Here is a 16,972-nt window from a genome sequence, read left to right on the forward strand (position 1 = left end):
GGCCTCCCCTCATCCGGCAGCGTCCGTCACGCCGCTGCCGGAACCTCCGCCTCCGCGCCGTTCACGGCCGGTGCGAGGGCCAGTTCCAGGACCTGGCGGACATCGGTGACGGCGTGGACGTCGAGCTTGTCCAGCACCTGAGCCGGTACGTCGTCCAGGTCGGGCTCGTTGCGCTTGGGGATGATCACGGTCGTCACGCCCGCCCGGTGCGCGGCGAGCAGCTTCTGCTTCACCCCGCCGATGGGCAGCACGCGTCCGGTCAGCGACACCTCGCCGGTCATCGCCACGTCCGTGCGGACCAGCCGGCCGGACAGGAGCGAGGCCAGCGCCGTGGTCATCGTGACACCCGCGCTCGGGCCGTCCTTGGGGACCGCACCCGCCGGGAAGTGGATGTGCACGCCCCGGTCCTTCAGGTCGCCCACGGGCAGCTCCAGTTCGGCGCCGTGGCTGCGCAGGAAGCTGAGCGCGATCCGCGCGGACTCCTTCATCACGTCACCGAGCTGACCGGTCAGGGTCAGGCCCGCCGCGCCGGTCTCGGGGTCCGCGAGGGACGCCTCGACGTACAGCACGTCGCCGCCCGCCCCGGTGACCGCGAGGCCGGTGGCCACGCCCGGCACCGCCGTGCGGCGCTCGGCCGGGTCCTGGGCGGACTCCGGCACGTGGTGCGGCCGGCCGATCAGTGCGCGCAGGTCGCCCTCGGTGACGGTGAACGGCAGCTTCCGCTCGCCCAGTTCGTGCTGGGCCGCCACCTTGCGCAGCAGCCGCGCGACGGACCGCTCCAGGGTGCGCACACCGGCCTCGCGGGTGTACTCGCCGGCGAGCCTGCGCAGCGCGCCCTCGTCGATCGTGACCTCTTCCCTGTCCAGCCCGGCCCGCTCCAGCTGGCGCGGGAGCAGGTGGTCGCGGGCGATGACGATCTTCTCGTCCTCGGTGTAGCCGTCCAGGCGCACGATCTCCATCCGGTCGGCGAGGGCCTCCGGGATGGCCTCCAGGACGTTGGCGGTGGCGAGGAACACGACGTCCGACAGGTCCAGCTCGACCTCCAGGTAGTGGTCCCGGAAGGTGTGGTTCTGCGCCGGGTCCAGGACCTCCAGCAGGGCCGCGGCCGGGTCGCCGCGATAGTCGGAGCCGACCTTGTCGATCTCGTCGAGCAGGACCACCGGGTTCATCGACCCGGCCTCCTTGACGGCGCGCACGATCCGGCCGGGCAGCGCGCCGACGTAGGTGCGCCGGTGGCCGCGGATCTCGGCCTCGTCCCGGACGCCGCCGAGGGCGACCCGGACGAACTTGCGGCCCATCGCGTGGGCCACGGACTCGCCCAGGCTGGTCTTGCCGACACCGGGCGGGCCCACCAGGGCGAGCACGGCACCGCCGCGCCGGCCGCCGATCACGCCGAGGCCGCGGTCGCTGCGGCGCTTGCGCACCGCCAGGTACTCGGTGATCCGCTCCTTCACGTCCTGAAGACCCGCGTGCTCGGCGTCCAGCACCGCCCGGGCGCCCTGGATGTCGTAGACGTCCTCGGTCCGCTCGTTCCACGGCAGTTCCAGGACGGTGTCCAGCCAGGTGCGGATCCAGGAGCCCTCGGGCGAGGCGTCGGAGGCGCGCTCCAGCTTGTCGACCTCCTTGAGCGCGGCCTCCCGTACGTGCGCGGGCAGGTCGGCGGCCTCGACGCGGGCGCGGTAGTCGTCGCTCTCCTCGCCCTCGCTCTCGCCGTTCAGCTCGCGCAGTTCCTTGCGGACGGCCTCCAGCTGACGGCGGAGCAGGAACTCGCGCTGCTGCTTGTCGACGCCTTCCTGGACGTCCTTGGCGATGGTCTCGGCGACGTCCTGCTCGGCGAGGTGGTCGCGCAGCTGCCGGGTGGCGAGCCGGAGGCGGGCCACGGGCTCGGCGGTCTCCAGCAGTTCGATCTTCTGTTCGGTCGTCAGGAACGGCGAGTAGCCGGAGTTGTCGGCGAGCGCGGAGACGTCGTCGATGGCCTGGACCCGGTCGACGACCTGCCAGGCGCCGCGCTTGCGCAGCCAGGCGGTGGCGAGGGCCTTGTACTCCTTCACCAGTTCGGCGACCTGGCCCGGAAGGGGGTCCGGCACGCCCTCGTCGATCCGGGTGCCCTCGACCCACAGCGCCGCACCCGGCCCGGTGGTCCCGGCCCCGATGCTCACCCGGCTCCGGCCGCGGATCAGCGCGCCCGGGTCGCCGTCGGCCAGCCGGCCGACCTGCTCGACGGTGCCCAGCACACCGGTCTTCGTGTACGTCCCCTCGATGCGTGGCACCAGCAGCACCCTGGGCTTGCCGGGTTCGGAGCGGGCGGCGGCCTGGGCGGCCTCCACCGCGGCCCGTACCTCGGAGTCGCTCAGGTCCAGCGGGACCACCATCCCGGGCAGCACGACCTCGTCGTCGAGCGGCAGCACAGGCAGAACGAGCGGTGTGAAGGCCGTGGACTCAGTAGCCATGATCTCCCCTTCGGCAGTCAAGTTGAGCTATGCCGACTCAATGCATGGCGCCAGCCGATTGTTCCCCGGCGGCTGTTCGCCGTCAGCGATCACGGGGGGAGGAAAATTCCGGGGACGGGATCAGCGGGGGGCACGGGCCCGGTCGGCAAGGGCCTGCGGGGCCGGCCGGGCCGGGCGCGCGGCCGACCGGGGAGGGCAGGCCGGCCCGGCGCAGGCACGCGGCCGTTCAGCGGGGCGTCCGCGGAGGACAGGCCGCCCCGGCGCGGGCGCGCGGCTGTTCAGCGGGGCGCGCGGCGGCCGCGCCGCAGCACCGGCCAGCACGCGACACCGACCGCGAGGGAGATGAGGTGCCCCGCACTGGTCATCGGGTCCGTGAACGCCACCAGGTCCGCCAGCAGCATTCCGGCGAACACGGCCAGCACGGGCCAGCGCACCCACGGACGCAGCAGGCCGCACAGCGCGCCGACACTCGCGGCGACGCCGAAGCTGATCCCGTAGTCGAGGCGGTGCAGCGCGCCGTCCGGCAGCCGGCCGGCCAGCACGGCCAGGCCCACGGGGACCTCGGTGGCCAGGGTGGCGAACACGTGCCCGAGGAGGAAGACACCCGCCGCGCGCAGCGCCCCGGTGCGGCGCTCCAGCGCGGTGAGCACCAGCAGGAAGCAGAGGGAGTACGCCGTCAGGACCCCGCCCGCGACCCACAGCGCGCTCGCCACCAGCACCGCCAGCGGCGCCCGCACCAGGTGGGCGACGTCCGTGCTGGAACTCCGGTAGAGGACGTCCATCACGGAGGGCGTCGCGTACCGCGCGACCAGCGAGGTGCCGACGAGCACGGCCGCGTACCAGAAGGTGAACGGTGTCCCGCCCGGACTCGGCAGCAGCCGCCACGCCCGATGCCCGCCGATCCGGACGCCCCACGCGACGGCGAGCGCGGACGCCGGGCGGGCCCGGGGGGCCGGGACGGCCGGGGCGGCGGCGGACGCCGGGTTCACGGTGAGGTCCCCGGGGGTGCCCTGCCCCCGGGCGGGCTCGCGCCGAGCGGCGACGGCGAGAGGGGCCGGCCCGGGCCGCTGCCGCGGCACGCCGTCCACCGGGCGCGGGGCCGCGGTGTCCGGGTCCGCAGTCCGTTCCACGGTGGGGCTCCTTCCGTCGGGCCTCCACCCTTCGTGTCCCGGAAGCCGCTGTCTATGATCGACGCCACCCGGCGGCCGATTCACAGCAACCTATTAACTTCCTGGTGGACGCCGACCTCACCGCGCGCGCGGGCCCGTTGTCCGCCGCGGCCGCGAACGCGCCGCGCCGGTACGGGGCTCACCGGGCGTCACCCGTAATCCATGTGGCAGAAAGGGCACGTTCGGGCAGGATGGCTCCATGAACGCCTCGTACGAGACGCCCGTGGTCCTGGACCGCCGCGAGGGCCCCCACGGGGAGATCGTGCTGCGCCGGCACGGTGAGCTGCTCCAGATCATCGCCAACGGCTGCTTCCTGATGGACACCTCCGACGGGCGCTCCGAACGGCTCCTGGTCGACGCCGCGCTCGCCGCCCTGGACGGCCGCCCGGCACCGCACGTGCTGATCGGCGGCCTGGGCGTCGGCTTCTCACTCGCGCACGCCGCGAGCGGGGAGCACTGGGGCCGGATCACGGTGGTCGAACGGGAGCCGGCGATCGTCGACTGGCACCGGGAGGGGCCGCTGGCCGCGCTGACGGCGACGGCACTGGCCGACCCGCGCACCGAGATCGTGCAGACCGATCTGGTCACCTACGTCAATGAGACGTCCGACACGTTCGACGCGCTGTGCCTCGACATCGACAACGGCCCCGGCTGGACCGTCACGGAGGGCAACGCAGAGCTGTACGAACCGTCCGGACTGGCAAGCTGCGCAAGGGTGTTGAGACCCGGTGGAGTACTCGCCGTGTGGTCGGCGCAGCCGTCTCCGGAATTTGAAGGAACCTTGTGGAATGTCGGGTTCCAGCAGGTGCGCACCGAAGAGATCCCGGTTGCCCGGGGCGTACCGGACGTCGTGCACCTCGCCGTCAGGGCTGGATAGCAAAGGCACCGTGACTCCCCGTACGCTGCATCCCTGACGCCGATCATTCAAGCGTCAATCGCAACTACGCGCAGTCAAGGAATCACCCCACTGATTCCGGAAAGCACACCTCAGGGGCGGGCGATGGAGCAGACACACACCGCGCACAACGGCACGACGGCCGGACCGGGCGCACAGCGCCGGGTCCTGGTGGTCGAGGACGACCCGACCATCATGGACGCCATCGCCACCCGCCTGCGCGCCGAAGGCTTCCTGGTGCAGACCGCGGGCGACGGACCCAGTGCGGTCGACACCGCGGAGGCCTGGCAGCCCGACCTGCTGATCCTCGACATCATGCTGCCCGGCTTCGACGGGCTGGAGGTCTGCCGCCGGGTGCAGGCCCAGCGGCCGGTGCCCGTACTGATGCTCACCGCGCGCGACGACGAGACGGACATGCTGGTCGGGCTCGGGGTCGGCGCCGACGACTACATGACCAAGCCGTTCTCGATGCGGGAGCTGGCGGCACGCGTGCACGTGCTGCTGCGCCGCGTGGAGCGGGCCGCGCTGGCCGCGGCCACCCCGCGCAGCGGCATCCTGCGCCTGGGCGAGCTGGAGATCGACCACGCCCAGCGCCGGGTCCGGGTGCGCAGCGAGGACGTCCACCTGACGCCGACCGAGTTCGACCTGCTGGTGTGCCTGGCGAACACCCCGCGCGCGGTGCTCTCCCGCGAGCAGCTGCTGGCGGAGGTGTGGGACTGGGCGGACGCCTCCGGCACCCGGACCGTCGACAGCCACATCAAGGCGCTGCGCCGGAAGATCGGCGCCGAGCGGATCCGCACGGTGCACGGCGTGGGCTACGCGCTGGAGACGCCCACCCCATGAGCGACGGGCCGGCCGCGCGGGGGGACCAGACGGACCCCTGGGACGGCGGCGGGCGCGTCCGCCACCCCTTCTCGGTCAAGACCAAGCTGGGCGCGCTGGTCGTCATCGCGGTGCTGATCACCACCGGTCTGTCGATGATCGCGGTGCACACCAAGACCGAGCTGCGGTTCATCATGGTCTTCTCGATGATCGCCACACTGCTGATCACCCAGTTCGTGGCGCACTCGCTCACCGCCCCGCTGGACGAGATGAACGCGGTCGCCCGCTCCATCTCGCACGGGGACTACACGCGCCGGGTGCGCGAGAACCGCCGGGACGAGCTGGGCGACCTGGCCCAGACGATCAACCGCATGGCGGACGAGCTGGCCGCCCAGGACCGTCAGCGCAAGGAGCTGGTGGCGAACGTCTCGCACGAGCTGCGCACGCCGATCGCGGGTCTGCGCGCCGTCCTGGAGAACATCGTCGACGGGGTCACCGAGGCCGACGCGGAGACGATGCGCACGGCCCTGAAGCAGACCGAGCGGCTGGGCCGCCTGGTGGAGACCCTGCTGGACCTGTCCCGCCTGGACAACGGCGTCGTCCCGCTGAAGACGCGGCGCTTCGAGGTGTGGCCGTACCTGTCGGGCGTGCTGAAGGAGGCCAACATGGTGGCCTCCGCGCGCGCGGGGATGGCCTCCGGCTCCGGCAGCCACACCCGTACGGACGTCCATCTGCGGCTCGACGTCGAGCCGCTGAGCCTCACCGCGCACGCGGACCCCGAGCGGATCCACCAGGTGGTCGCCAATCTGATCGACAACGCGGTCAAGCACAGCCCGCCGCACGGCCGGGTGACGGTGCGGGCGCGGCGCGGGCCCCAGCCGGAGTCGCTGGAGCTGGAGGTCATCGACGAGGGTCCCGGCATCCCCCGCTCCGAGTGGCACCGCGTCTTCGAGCGCTTCAACCGGGGCGCCGTGAGCCGGCCGCACGGCCCGGGCAGCGACGGCGGTACGGGCCTGGGGCTGGCGATCGCCCGCTGGGCGGTGGATCTGCACGGCGGCCGGATCGGTGTGGCCGAATCCGATCGCGGCTGCCGAATCCTCATCACTCTTCCCGGGCTCCCCTCTGTGCCAAGTTGACGTAAAGTTCGATCCGGAACCTCAAGATCCACGAGCATCCGCGCAGCCGGACACGTGTGATCAGGCTGGGGCCTGCACCCTCCCCGGGTCAGGCCCGGGTGGCCCCTTCCCATTCACTGGCGAACCACGCTTGTTTCCCGCCATTTCAAGCCCCGAAACACAGCTTTAGATGTGACTTACGCGACGATGAACGGGCTCGACCTGACCTTCGCGCTCTTGGAGGCGTAGCCTTTATTCCCGCTGTCCATCACCTTGTGAAGCGGAAGAGGGCGGTTGCCGCCGTGTCGCCACAGTCCCCCAGTAACTCGAGCATCTCGACCGAGACCGACCAAGCCGGGAAGAACCCCGCAGCCGCGTTCGGTGCCAACGAGTGGCTCGTCGACGAGATCTATCAGCAGTACCTCCAGGACCCGAACTCCGTAGACCGTGCCTGGTGGGACTTCTTCGCCGACTACAAGCCGGGGGCCGCCGCGGCAGCCCCCACGGCTCCGGCGGGTACTGCGGCCGCGGGGGCCGCAGGGCCCACCACCACGGCTCCCCAGGCGCCCGCCGCCCCGGCGGCCCCGGCCCAGCCCGCGCAGGCCCCGGCCGCGCCGGCCGCCGCGAAGCCCGCCGCCGCTCCGGCACCGGCCGCCCCGGCCCCCGCCGCCGCGGCCCCGGCCCCGGCCCCGGCCCCGGCCCCGGCGAAGCCCGCCGCGCAGGCCCCGGCCCCCGCCAAGCCCGCGCCCGCCGCCGCCAAGGCGCAGGCGAAGGCCGAGCCCGCCACCGAGGCCCCCGCCGGCCCCGAGTTCGTGACGCTGCGCGGCCCGTCCGCCGCGGTCGCCAAGAACATGAACGCCTCCCTGGAGCTGCCCACGGCCACGTCCGTGCGCGCCGTCCCGGTGAAGCTGCTGTTCGACAACCGCATCGTCATCAACAACCACCTCAAGCGGGCCCGCGGCGGGAAGATCTCCTTCACGCACCTCATCGGCTACGCGATGGTCCAGGCCATCAAGGCCATGCCGGCGATGAACCACTCCTTCGCCCAGAAGGACGGCAAGCCGACCCTGGTCAAGCCGGAGCACACCAACCTCGGCCTCGCGATCGACCTGGTGAAGCCCAACGGCGACCGCCAGCTCGTCGTCGCGGCGATCAAGAAGGCCGAGACGCTGAACTTCTTCGAGTTCTGGCAGGCCTACGAGGACATCGTCCGCCGCGCCCGCGAGGGCAAGCTGACGATGGACGACTTCACCGGCGTCACCGTCTCCCTCACCAACCCCGGCGGCCTCGGCACCGTCCACTCCGTGCCGCGGCTGATGCCCGGCCAGTCGGTGATCATGGGCGTCGGCTCCATGGACTACCCGGCGGAGTTCCAGGGCACCTCCCAGGACACCCTGAACAAGCTCGGCATCTCCAAGGTCATGACGCTCACGTCGACCTACGACCACCGGGTGATCCAGGGCGCCGCCTCCGGCGAGTTCCTGCGCCAGGTCGCCAACCTGCTGCTCGGCGAGAACGGCTTCTACGACGAGATCTTCGAGGCCCTGCGCATCCCCTACGAGCCGGTCCGCTGGCTCAAGGACATCGACGCCAGCCACGACGACGACGTCACCAAGGCCGCCCGGGTCTTCGAGCTGATCCACTCCTACCGGGTCCGCGGCCACGTCATGGCCGACACCGACCCGCTGGAGTACCAGCAGCGCAAGCACCCCGACCTGGACATCACCGAGCACGGGCTCACCCTGTGGGACCTGGAGCGCGAGTTCGCCGTCGGCGGCTTCGCCGGCAAGTCGATGATGAAGCTGCGCGACATCCTCGGCGTGCTGCGCGACTCGTACTGCCGCACGGTCGGCATCGAGTTCATGCACATCCAGGACCCCAAGCAGCGCAAGTGGATCCAGGACCGCGTGGAACGCCCGCACTCCAAGCCGGAGCGCGAGGAGCAGCTGCGCATCCTGCGCAGGCTGAACGCGGCGGAGGCCTTCGAGACCTTCCTGCAGACGAAGTACGTCGGCCAGAAGCGCTTCTCCCTGGAGGGCGGCGAGTCCGTCATCCCGCTGCTCGACGCGGTCCTCGACTCGGCCGCCGAGTCGCGCCTGGACGAGGTCGTCGTCGGCATGGCCCACCGCGGCCGCCTCAACGTGCTGGCCAACATCGTCGGCAAGTCGTACGCGCAGATCTTCCGCGAGTTCGAGGGCAACCTCGACCCGAAGTCGATGCACGGCTCCGGCGACGTGAAGTACCACCTGGGCGCCGAGGGCACCTTCACCGGCCTGGACGGCGAGCAGATCAAGGTCTCGCTGGCCGCGAACCCGTCCCACCTGGAGACGGTCGACCCGGTCATCGAGGGCATCTCCCGCGCCAAGCAGGACGTCATCAACAAGGGCGGCACGGACTTCACCGTCCTGCCGGTGGCGATCCACGGCGACGCGGCCTTCGCGGGCCAGGGCGTGGTGGCCGAGACCCTGAACATGTCGCAGCTGCGCGGCTACCGCACCGGCGGCACGGTCCACATCGTCATCAACAACCAGGTCGGCTTCACCGCCGCCCCGGAGTCCTCGCGCTCCTCGATGTACGCCACCGACGTGGCCCGCATGATCGAGGCCCCGATCTTCCACGTCAACGGCGACGACCCCGAGGCCGTCGTGCGCGTGGCGCGGCTCGCCTTCGAGTTCCGCCAGGCGTTCAACAAGGACGTGGTGATCGACCTCATCTGCTACCGCCGCCGCGGTCACAACGAGTCGGACAACCCGGCCTTCACCCAGCCGCTGATGTACGACCTGATCGACAAGAAGCGCTCGGTGCGCAAGCTCTACACCGAGTCCCTGATCGGTCGCGGCGACATCACCCTGGAAGAGGCCGAGCAGGCGCTCCAGGACTACCAGGGCCAGCTGGAGAAGGTCTTCACCGAGGTCCGCGAGGCCACCTCGCAGCCGGCCGCCCCGCAGTCCCCGGACCCGCAGGCGGGCTTCCCGGTCGAGGTCAGCACCGCGATCTCCGCCGAGGTCGTCAAGCGCATCGCCGAGTCCCAGGTCAACATCCCCGACCACATCACCGTCCACCCGCGTCTGCTGCCGCAGCTGCAGCGCCGGGCGGCCATGGTCGAGGACGGCACCATCGACTGGGGCATGGGCGAGACCCTCGCCATCGGCTCGCTGCTCCTGGAGGGCGTCCCGGTCCGGCTCTCCGGCCAGGACTCCCGCCGCGGCACCTTCGGCCAGCGCCACGCGGTGCTGATCGACCGCGAGACCGGCGAGGACTACACGCCGCTGCTGTACCTCTCCGACGACCAGGCCCGCTACAACGTCTACGACTCGCTGCTCTCCGAGTACGCGGTCATGGGCTTCGAGTACGGCTACTCGCTGACCCGCCCGGACGCGCTGGTGATGTGGGAGGCCCAGTTCGGCGACTTCGCCAACGGCGCCCAGTCGGTCATCGACGAGTACATCTCGGCCGCCGAGCAGAAGTGGGGCCAGACCTCCGGCGTCACGCTGCTGCTGCCGCACGGCTACGAGGGCCAGGGCCCGGACCACTCCTCGGCCCGCATCGAGCGCTACCTCCAGCTGTGCGCGCAGAACAACATGACGGTCGCGATGCCGACCCTGCCGTCGAACTACTTCCACCTCCTGCGGTGGCAGGTGCACAACCCGCACCACAAGCCGCTGGTGGTCTTCACCCCGAAGTCGATGCTGCGCCTGAAGGCCGCCGCCTCGAAGACGGAGGAGTTCACGACGGGCCAGTTCCGCCCGGTCATCGGCGACGACTCGGTCGAGGCGAGCGCCGTCAAGAAGGTCGTCTTCTGCGCCGGCAAGGTCTACTACGACCTCGACGCCGAGCGGAAGAAGCGCGGCGTGACGGACACCGCGATCATCCGCATCGAGCGCCTGTACCCGCTGCCGGGTGCGGAGCTGCAGGCGGAGATCAAGAAGTACCCGAACGCCGAGAAGTACCTGTGGACGCAGGAGGAGCCGGCGAACCAGGGTGCCTGGCCGTTCATCGCGCTCAACCTGATCGACCACCTGGACCTGGCGGTCGGCGCGGACGTGCCGCACAGCGAGCGGCTGCGCCGCATCTCGCGTCCGCACTCCTCCTCCCCGGCCGTGGGTTCCGCCAAGCGGCACCAGGCGGAGCAGGAGCAGCTGGTGCGCGAGGTGTTCGAGGCGTGAGCGCGCCGCGGGGCGTCAGCGCTCCCGCGGACCGCACCTGACCGGGCCGCACCCCCTCGCCGGGGGTGCGGCCCGGCCGTCTCCGCGACGTTTCGGCGCCTCTATCCTTGACCTCATGTACTTCACTGACCGTGGCATCGAAGAGCTGGAGAAGAGGCGCGGCGAGGAGGAGGTCACCTTCGAGTGGCTCGCCGAGCAGCTGCGGACCTTCGTCGACCTGAACCCGGACTTCGAGGTCCCGGTGGAGCGGCTGGCGACCTGGCTGGCACGGCTGGACGACGAGGACGACGACGAGTAGGCACCGGCGAGCGGTCGGGACGGGCGCCCCTTCGGGGGCGCCTTTCGCGTTCTCACGGCGCGTGCGGGCGGTGCGTACGGATCGCGTCTCACGGTGTGTCTTGACTTTCCGTGTCCGCGATATATCGTGTCTAGTGGGGATGCGATATGGCGTGTCGCGTCCGCCGCGCCCCTTGCTTCATCGACCCGGTCCCGTCTGCCGGCCCTGCCGTCCCGTGCGGTCCGGTCCGTCCCAGGAGGTCTGCACCATGTCCGAGTGGTCCGTGGGCGAGCCCACCAAGCTCACCTTCGACGAGCCCCCGACGCAGCTGAACGTCCGCATCGTCCACGGAACGGTCAACGTCGTGGGCACGGACGACGGTTCCGCACGACTGGAGGTCTCCCGCATCGAGGGACCACCCCTGGTCGTCACCCAGCGCGGCTCCACCCTGACCGTGGCCTACGACGACCTGCCCTGGAAGGGCTTCCTGAAGTGGCTCGACCGCAAGGGCTGGCAGCGCAGCGCCGTCATCTCCCTGGCCGTCCCGGCGAGCACCCGGGTCGAGGTCGGGGTCGTCGGCGCCGCCGCCATGGTCTCGGGCATCGACGGGCCTACGGAGGTGAAGGGCGTCACCGGCGACACCACGCTGGTCGGCGTCACCGGCCCGGTCCGCGCGGACACCGTCTCGGGGAACGTGGAGGCGCAGGCCCTCTCCGGCGACCTCCGGTTCCACTCGGTCTCCGGCGACCTCACCCTGGTCGAGGGCTCCGGCTCCTCGGTCCGGGCCGACTCGGTGAGCGGGTCGATGATCGTCGACCTCGACCGGGTGGCCTCCCCGACCGACATCAGCCTGACGAACGTCTCCGGTGAGATCGCGATCCGCCTGCCCCACCCGGCCGACGCGGAGGTGGAGGCGAACACGGCGAGCGGTGCGGTCTCCAACGCCTTCGAGGACCTCAGGGTCAGCGGCCAGTGGGGTGCCAAGCGGATCACGGGCCGGCTGGGCGCGGGCCGGGGCAGGCTGAAGGCGACGACCGTCTCCGGCTCCATCGCCCTGCTGCGCCGCCCGCCGGCCGAGGACGGCTCCTGGGAGCCTGGCCCGGGCGGCGAGGGCCCCGCCGACGCCCCGGCCGGCGGCACGCCTGACGGCACGTCCGCCGGCACGACCGACAAGAAGGTGCTCTGACATGCCCCCCGTCTTCGCCCACGGCCGCCTCCGCCTGTACCTGCTCAAGCTGCTCGACGAGGCCCCGCGCCACGGCTACGAGGTGATCCGCCTCTTGGAGGAGCGCTTCCAGGGCCTGTACGCCCCCTCGGCGGGCACCGTCTACCCCCGCCTTGCGAAGCTGGAGGCCGAAGGCCTGGTCACCCACACCACGGAGGGCGGCCGGAAGGTGTACGCCATCACGGACGCGGGCCGCGCCGAACTGGCCGACCGCAGCGGTGAACTGGCCGATCTCGAACTGGAGATCCGCGAGTCGGTCGCCGAGCTCGCCGCCGAGATCCGGGCCGATGTGCGCGGCGCGGCGGGCGATCTGCGGCGCGAGATGCGCGCGGCGGCCTCCCAGGCCCGGCAGGGCTCCCCTGGCGGCAACGGCGCCCAGGAGTACGCCGGTGCCGCCGGGGCCGACGACAAGGAGGCCTGGCGCGCCGCCAAGGAGGAGATGCGCCGGGTCAAGCAGGAGTGGAAGGAGCAGGCCCGGCGGGCGAAGGACGAGAGCCGCCGGGCCCGCGAGGAGGCCCAGCGGGCCCGGCGCCAGGCCAAGGAGGCGCAGGAGCGGGCGCGGACCCAGGCACAGGAGGAGTTCCAGCGCATCGCCCGGCACATCCAGGACCAGGTGCAGGACCACTTCACCCGGGGCGACTGGCCGACCGGGGTGCGCGAGGGCCTGACCGAGCTGACCAAGGAGTTCGGCGACTTCGGCAAGGAGTTCGGCAAGGGCTTGGCCAAGGACTTCGGCTTCGGCCCGGCGGCCGGCGGCCCGCAGGAGCGCGCCGAGCGGGCGGAGCGGGCGGAGTACGCCGAATACGCCGAGTACTCCGATACCCCGAAGGACTTCCCCGCCGCGTACGAGCCGCCCTGGGCGCACGACGAGTCCACGGGCGACCCTGCCCGCGATCTGGACCGGCTCCTGGACCGTTTCCGCGACGACATCCGTGACGCGGCCCGCGACCACGGGGTGAGCGCCGAGCAGCTCCGTGCCACCCGCCGCCATCTGTCGACGGCGGCGGCTCACATCGGGGCGGTCCTGCGCGGCCCGAAGGTCTGACGCGGGGGGCCAGGGGCCGGAGGCGGCGGGAGGGCGGGGCGGTCGGGGCGGGCGGGGCGGCGTCAGCCGGTCGCCCGTGCCTCTCCGTCGCCGTACAGCACGCGGTTCAGCGCCTCGTAGGTCACGCCGTGGTCGGCGAGGACCTCCGAGGCGACGCCCGGCCGGGCGGTCAGGGCGAGCAGGAGGTGCTCGTCCCCGATGTGCTGGTCGTGGCGGGCCACGGCCATGCGCAGTGCCTTTTCGAGCGTGTCCTTGGCATCCCGGCCGAAGGCGCGGCGCCCCGACCACCAGGCGCGATCCTTGCGGTCACCGGACATCGCCCCGACGCCGTGCGTCTCCTCCACCCGGGAGATGATCTCCAGGACGTCGATGCCGAGCCCGGCCAGGGCGTCGGTGTCGGCCCGGGACAGCCCCGCACGCCGCCGCGCCTCGTCCAGCGCCTGCCGTACGGAGTCCTTGCGCGCCGCGTCCAGGCCCAGCGCCGCCAGGGCGAAGGAGGCACGGCTCGCCTCCCGGTCGAGGAGGGCCAGCAGCAACTGCCCAGCATCCACGGTCTGCGCTCCGCGGCTCTCGGCGTGCGCCACCGCCGTCCGCACCACGGCGCGGGCGTCCTTCGTGAACCGTTCGAACATCACTGCCTCCCGTACTTCTTGTGCACGGCCTGCCTGCTGACACCGAGTTCGGCGGCGATCTCCTGCCACGACCAGCCCTGGTTGCGGGCACTGCGCACCTGCACCGCCTCCAGCTGCTCCAGCAGCCGGCGCAGCGCGGCGACGGCCCGCAGCCCGACCCGCGGATCGCGGTCGCCCGCGCGTTCGGCGAGATCCGTTGCTTCGGTCATGCCGTCAACGTACGTTGACACCCCCTCGCATGTCAACCATGGTTGACATGCGAGGGGGTGGGAGGGAGCGATCGGGAAGGTCAGGAAGTGGTGAGCACGATCTTGCCGAACTGGCCGCCGGACTCCATCCGCTCGAAGCCCTCACGGGCCCGGTCCAGCGGAAGCACCTCGTCGATGACGGGACGGACCCCGGTGGCGGCGCAGAAGGAGAGCAGGTCCTCCAGCTCGTCCTTGGTGCCCATGGTGGAGCCGACCACCTTCAGCTCCAGGAAGAAGATCCGCGTCAGTTCGGCGTGCGAGGGACGGTCGCCGCTGGTGGCACCGGAGATGACGATCGTGCCGCCGGGGCGCAGCGACTTCACCGAGTGGGACCAGGTGGCCGCGCCGACGGTCTCGATCACGGCGTCCACCCGCTGCGGCAGCCGCGCACCCGACTCCACCGCCTCCACCGCGCCGAGTTCCAGCGCCCGCTTGCGCTTGGCCTCGTCACGGCTGGTGGCGAAGACCTTGAGTCCGGCCGCCTTGCCGAGCACGATCGCGGCGGTGGCCACCCCGCCGCCGGCGCCCTGCACCAGCACGGAGTCGCCCGGCCGGACGCCGGCGTTGGTGAAGAGCATCCGGTACGCGGTGAGCCAGGCCGTGGGCAGGCAGGCGGCCTCCTCGAAGGAGAGCCCCTTGGGTTTGGGCAGCAGGTTCCAGGTCGGCACGGCGACCTGCTCGGCGAAGGTGCCCTGGTAGCGCTCGGTGAGGATGGAGCGGGGCTCCCGGGGTCCGACCCCGTGCCCGCTCTGGCCGATGACGGAGTGCAGGACGACCTCGTTGCCGTCCGCGTCGACCCCGGCGGCGTCGCAGCCGAGGATCATGGGCAGCTTGTCCTCGGACAGGCCCACGCCCTTGAGGGACCAGAGGTCGTGGTGGTTCAGGGAGGCGGCCCTGACGTCGACGGTGCTCCAGCCGGGGCGGGCCTCGGGGGCCGGGCGCTCCCCCGTCCCCAGACCGTTCAGCGGCTGGTCGCGGTCGATTCGGGCGGCGTAGACAGCGAACATGACCTTGACGATAGGGGCGGGCCGACGCCTGCGGAACCACACGGCGCTGTGACACACGCCCTCTTGCCAAGCACTCCGCCCGGCGGGCGCCGGACAGCCGAACGGCCCCGTCCGGGGGACGGGGCCGTTCGGGTCACCTGGGCGAGGTGCGGGTGCGTCCCCTGTGCGGGGCCCGCGTCAGCGCCGGGCCACGCCCTCCGCGCGCGCCGCCGCCGCGACGGCCGCCGTCACGGCCGGGGCGACCCGCTCGTCGAACGGCGAGGGGATCACGTAGTCCGCGGCGAGGTCGTCGCCGACGACCCCGGCCAGCGCCTCGGCCGCCGCGATCTTCATGCCCTCGGTGATCCGGGAGGCCCGCACCTGGAGCGCGCCGGCGAAGATGCCGGGGAACGCCAGGACGTTGTTGATCTGGTTGGGGAAGTCCGACCGGCCGGTCGCCACGACCGCCGCGTACTTGTGCGCGACGTCGGGGTGGACCTCCGGGTCCGGGTTGGCCATGGCGAAGACGAAGGCGCCCTTCGCCATCGAGGCCACGGCGGTCTCCGGCACCGTACCGCCGGAGACGCCGATGAAGACGTCGGCGCCGGCCAGCGCGTCCTCCAGGGAGCCGGTGAGGCCCGCCTTGTTGGTGAACTCGGCCAGTTCCCGCTTGACCGGGGTGAGGTCGGCCCGGTCCACCGAGACGACGCCCTTGCGGTCGGCCACCGCGACGTCGCCGATGCCGGCCTCGACCAGCATCCTGGCGATCGCCACACCGGCCGCGCCCGCGCCCGAGATGACCGCCCGCAGCTCGCCGATGCCCCGGCCGCTCAGCCGCGCCGCGTTGCGCAGCGCGGCGAGGGTGACGACCGCCGTGCCGTGCTGGTCGTCGTGGAAGACCGGGATGTCCAGGCGCTCCTGGAGCTTGCGCTCGATCTCGAAGCACCGCGGCGCCGAGATGTCCTCCAGGTTCACGCCGCCGAAGGACGGCGCGAGGCGCACCACGGTCTCGACGATCTCGTCGGCGTCGGTGCAGTCGAGTGCGATCGGCACGGCGTCCACGCCGCCGAACTGCTTGAAGAGGATCGCTTTCCCTTCCATCACGGGAAGGGAGGCTTCAGGGCCGATGTCCCCGAGGCCGAGGACGGCCGTTCCGTCGGTCACGACGGCGACCACGGACGATTTCCACGTGTAGTCGTGGACCAGTTCCGGCTGCTCGGCGATGGCGGTGCACACCCGCGCGACGCCGGGCGTGTACGCCAGGGACAGGTCGTCCTTGTCACGGACGGGAACGGTGGCCTGCACGGCCATCTTCCCGCCACGGTGCAGCGCGAAAGCCGGATCGAAGGAATCGAGCGGCTCTGCCCCGCTGTCCTGATCCGTACTCCTGTCGCTGCGAGGATTGACGATCTCCGCTGCCACTTGGTTTTACCCCTTAATTGTTCATGGTTTGAGGGTGGCCACTCCTGGTGAGGGGTGGGCGGGACCGCGCACGGCCCGGTGAGTGATGCGTTCGTGCCGTACGCGACGGGCGCGCCGCACACGCGCCCTGAGCCCCGGATGAGGGGTGTAAAGAACCTTCTTACCGGACGGATGCCGCCGACGACGAGTCCATAACGCCAAGGTCACATGACGACCACACGACACGTGGCCCAATATGGGGACAAGTCCTCGCCGAAGCCTTGACAAGGCCTCGAATTCGCCCATAAGCCGTTCCCCGGCCGCCCGTATCCCGAGACGGGCCGAAGATCTTCCGGCCGGAAGGAGACATTCCCGTGGATGATCCGGTCCCGGGGGCCGGTCACCCGGGCTTCAGGGGTCACCCGTTATCCGATTTTGACATGGTGATTGCCCTGAACGGCGCAGCCCGAATGGCAAGATGCGTCAATCACACGAGGTCGCAACACCCGAAGGTGTGTGTTCTCGTCGACCCATCGGCATC

13 protein-coding genes are annotated in these 16,972 nt (G+C 71.6%); 7 read left to right on the plus strand and 6 right to left on the minus strand.

The features are described 5' to 3' along the window. Window positions 1–26 precede the first annotated feature (26 nt). Complete coding sequence (gene lon / locus AB0G56_RS15785; RefSeq protein ID WP_360969401.1) at window positions 27–2,450, minus strand: endopeptidase La; 2,424 nt, start codon at window positions 2,448–2,450, stop codon at window positions 27–29. Window positions 2,451–2,728: 278 nt separating this feature from the next. Then, window positions 2,729–3,580: a rhomboid-like protein gene (locus AB0G56_RS15790; RefSeq protein WP_360969403.1), complete on the minus strand. Its 852-nt coding sequence runs from the start codon at window positions 3,578–3,580 to the stop codon at window positions 2,729–2,731. A gap of 238 nt (window positions 3,581–3,818) precedes the next feature. On the opposite strand from AB0G56_RS15790, the gene AB0G56_RS15795 reads away from it, so the two are divergent. The 7 genes from AB0G56_RS15795 to AB0G56_RS15825 all read left to right on the plus strand — a co-directional run bounded on the left by AB0G56_RS15795 (window position 3,819) and on the right by AB0G56_RS15825 (window position 13,164). Further along, on the plus strand, window positions 3,819–4,496 hold the full coding sequence (locus AB0G56_RS15795) for a spermidine synthase (protein ID WP_360969404.1): 678 nt from the start codon (window positions 3,819–3,821) through the stop codon (window positions 4,494–4,496). 123 nt (window positions 4,497–4,619) lie between these two features. Then, entirely contained in the window at window positions 4,620–5,357 is a 738-nt protein-coding gene (locus tag AB0G56_RS15800) for a response regulator transcription factor (protein WP_360969406.1), read from the plus strand. Then, window positions 5,354–6,472, plus strand: a complete 1,119-nt coding sequence (locus AB0G56_RS15805; RefSeq protein ID WP_360969408.1) for a HAMP domain-containing sensor histidine kinase — start codon at window positions 5,354–5,356, stop codon at window positions 6,470–6,472. The genes AB0G56_RS15800 and AB0G56_RS15805 overlap by 4 nt, the downstream gene beginning before the upstream one ends. Before the next feature lie 281 nt (window positions 6,473–6,753). Further along, complete coding sequence (locus tag AB0G56_RS15810) at window positions 6,754–10,617, plus strand: multifunctional oxoglutarate decarboxylase/oxoglutarate dehydrogenase thiamine pyrophosphate-binding subunit/dihydrolipoyllysine-residue succinyltransferase subunit (RefSeq protein WP_360969409.1); 3,864 nt, start codon at window positions 6,754–6,756, stop codon at window positions 10,615–10,617. 115 nt (window positions 10,618–10,732) lie between these two features. Beyond that, on the plus strand, window positions 10,733–10,915 hold the full coding sequence (locus AB0G56_RS15815) for a DUF6104 family protein (RefSeq protein WP_019075209.1): 183 nt from the start codon (window positions 10,733–10,735) through the stop codon (window positions 10,913–10,915). A 247-nt stretch (window positions 10,916–11,162) separates the two neighbouring features. Beyond that, window positions 11,163–12,080: a DUF4097 family beta strand repeat-containing protein gene (locus AB0G56_RS15820; RefSeq protein WP_360969411.1), complete on the plus strand. Its 918-nt coding sequence runs from the start codon at window positions 11,163–11,165 to the stop codon at window positions 12,078–12,080. A 1-nt stretch (window position 12,081) separates the two neighbouring features. Then, a complete protein-coding gene (locus AB0G56_RS15825) occupies window positions 12,082–13,164 on the plus strand; it encodes a helix-turn-helix transcriptional regulator (protein ID WP_360969413.1) in 1,083 nt (360 codons plus the stop codon). Between the two features lie 62 nt (window positions 13,165–13,226). Here AB0G56_RS15825 and AB0G56_RS15830 read toward each other — a convergent pair whose 3' ends face one another. The 4 genes from AB0G56_RS15830 to AB0G56_RS15845 all read right to left on the minus strand — a co-directional run bounded on the left by AB0G56_RS15830 (window position 13,227) and on the right by AB0G56_RS15845 (window position 16,452). Next, window positions 13,227–13,796 carry a Clp protease N-terminal domain-containing protein gene (locus tag AB0G56_RS15830; protein WP_360969415.1) on the minus strand — a complete coding sequence of 190 codons (570 nt, stop codon included), beginning with the start codon at window positions 13,794–13,796 and terminating at the stop codon, window positions 13,227–13,229. Next, complete coding sequence (locus AB0G56_RS15835; RefSeq protein ID WP_018571396.1) at window positions 13,796–14,005, minus strand: HTH domain-containing protein; 210 nt, start codon at window positions 14,003–14,005, stop codon at window positions 13,796–13,798. The genes AB0G56_RS15830 and AB0G56_RS15835 overlap by 1 nt, the downstream gene beginning before the upstream one ends. 80 nt (window positions 14,006–14,085) lie before the next feature. Further along, window positions 14,086–15,051, minus strand: coding sequence for a zinc-binding dehydrogenase (locus AB0G56_RS15840; protein WP_360969416.1), 966 nt, complete (start codon window positions 15,049–15,051; stop codon window positions 14,086–14,088). 177 nt (window positions 15,052–15,228) lie between these two features. Beyond that, window positions 15,229–16,452: an NADP-dependent malic enzyme gene (locus AB0G56_RS15845; RefSeq protein WP_360969418.1), complete on the minus strand. Its 1,224-nt coding sequence runs from the start codon at window positions 16,450–16,452 to the stop codon at window positions 15,229–15,231. Window positions 16,453–16,972 lie beyond the last annotated feature (520 nt).

The organism is Streptomyces sp. NPDC021356, from assembly GCF_040641015.1.
In the GTDB taxonomy this organism is placed as follows: Bacteria; Actinomycetota; Actinomycetes; order Streptomycetales; family Streptomycetaceae; genus Streptomyces.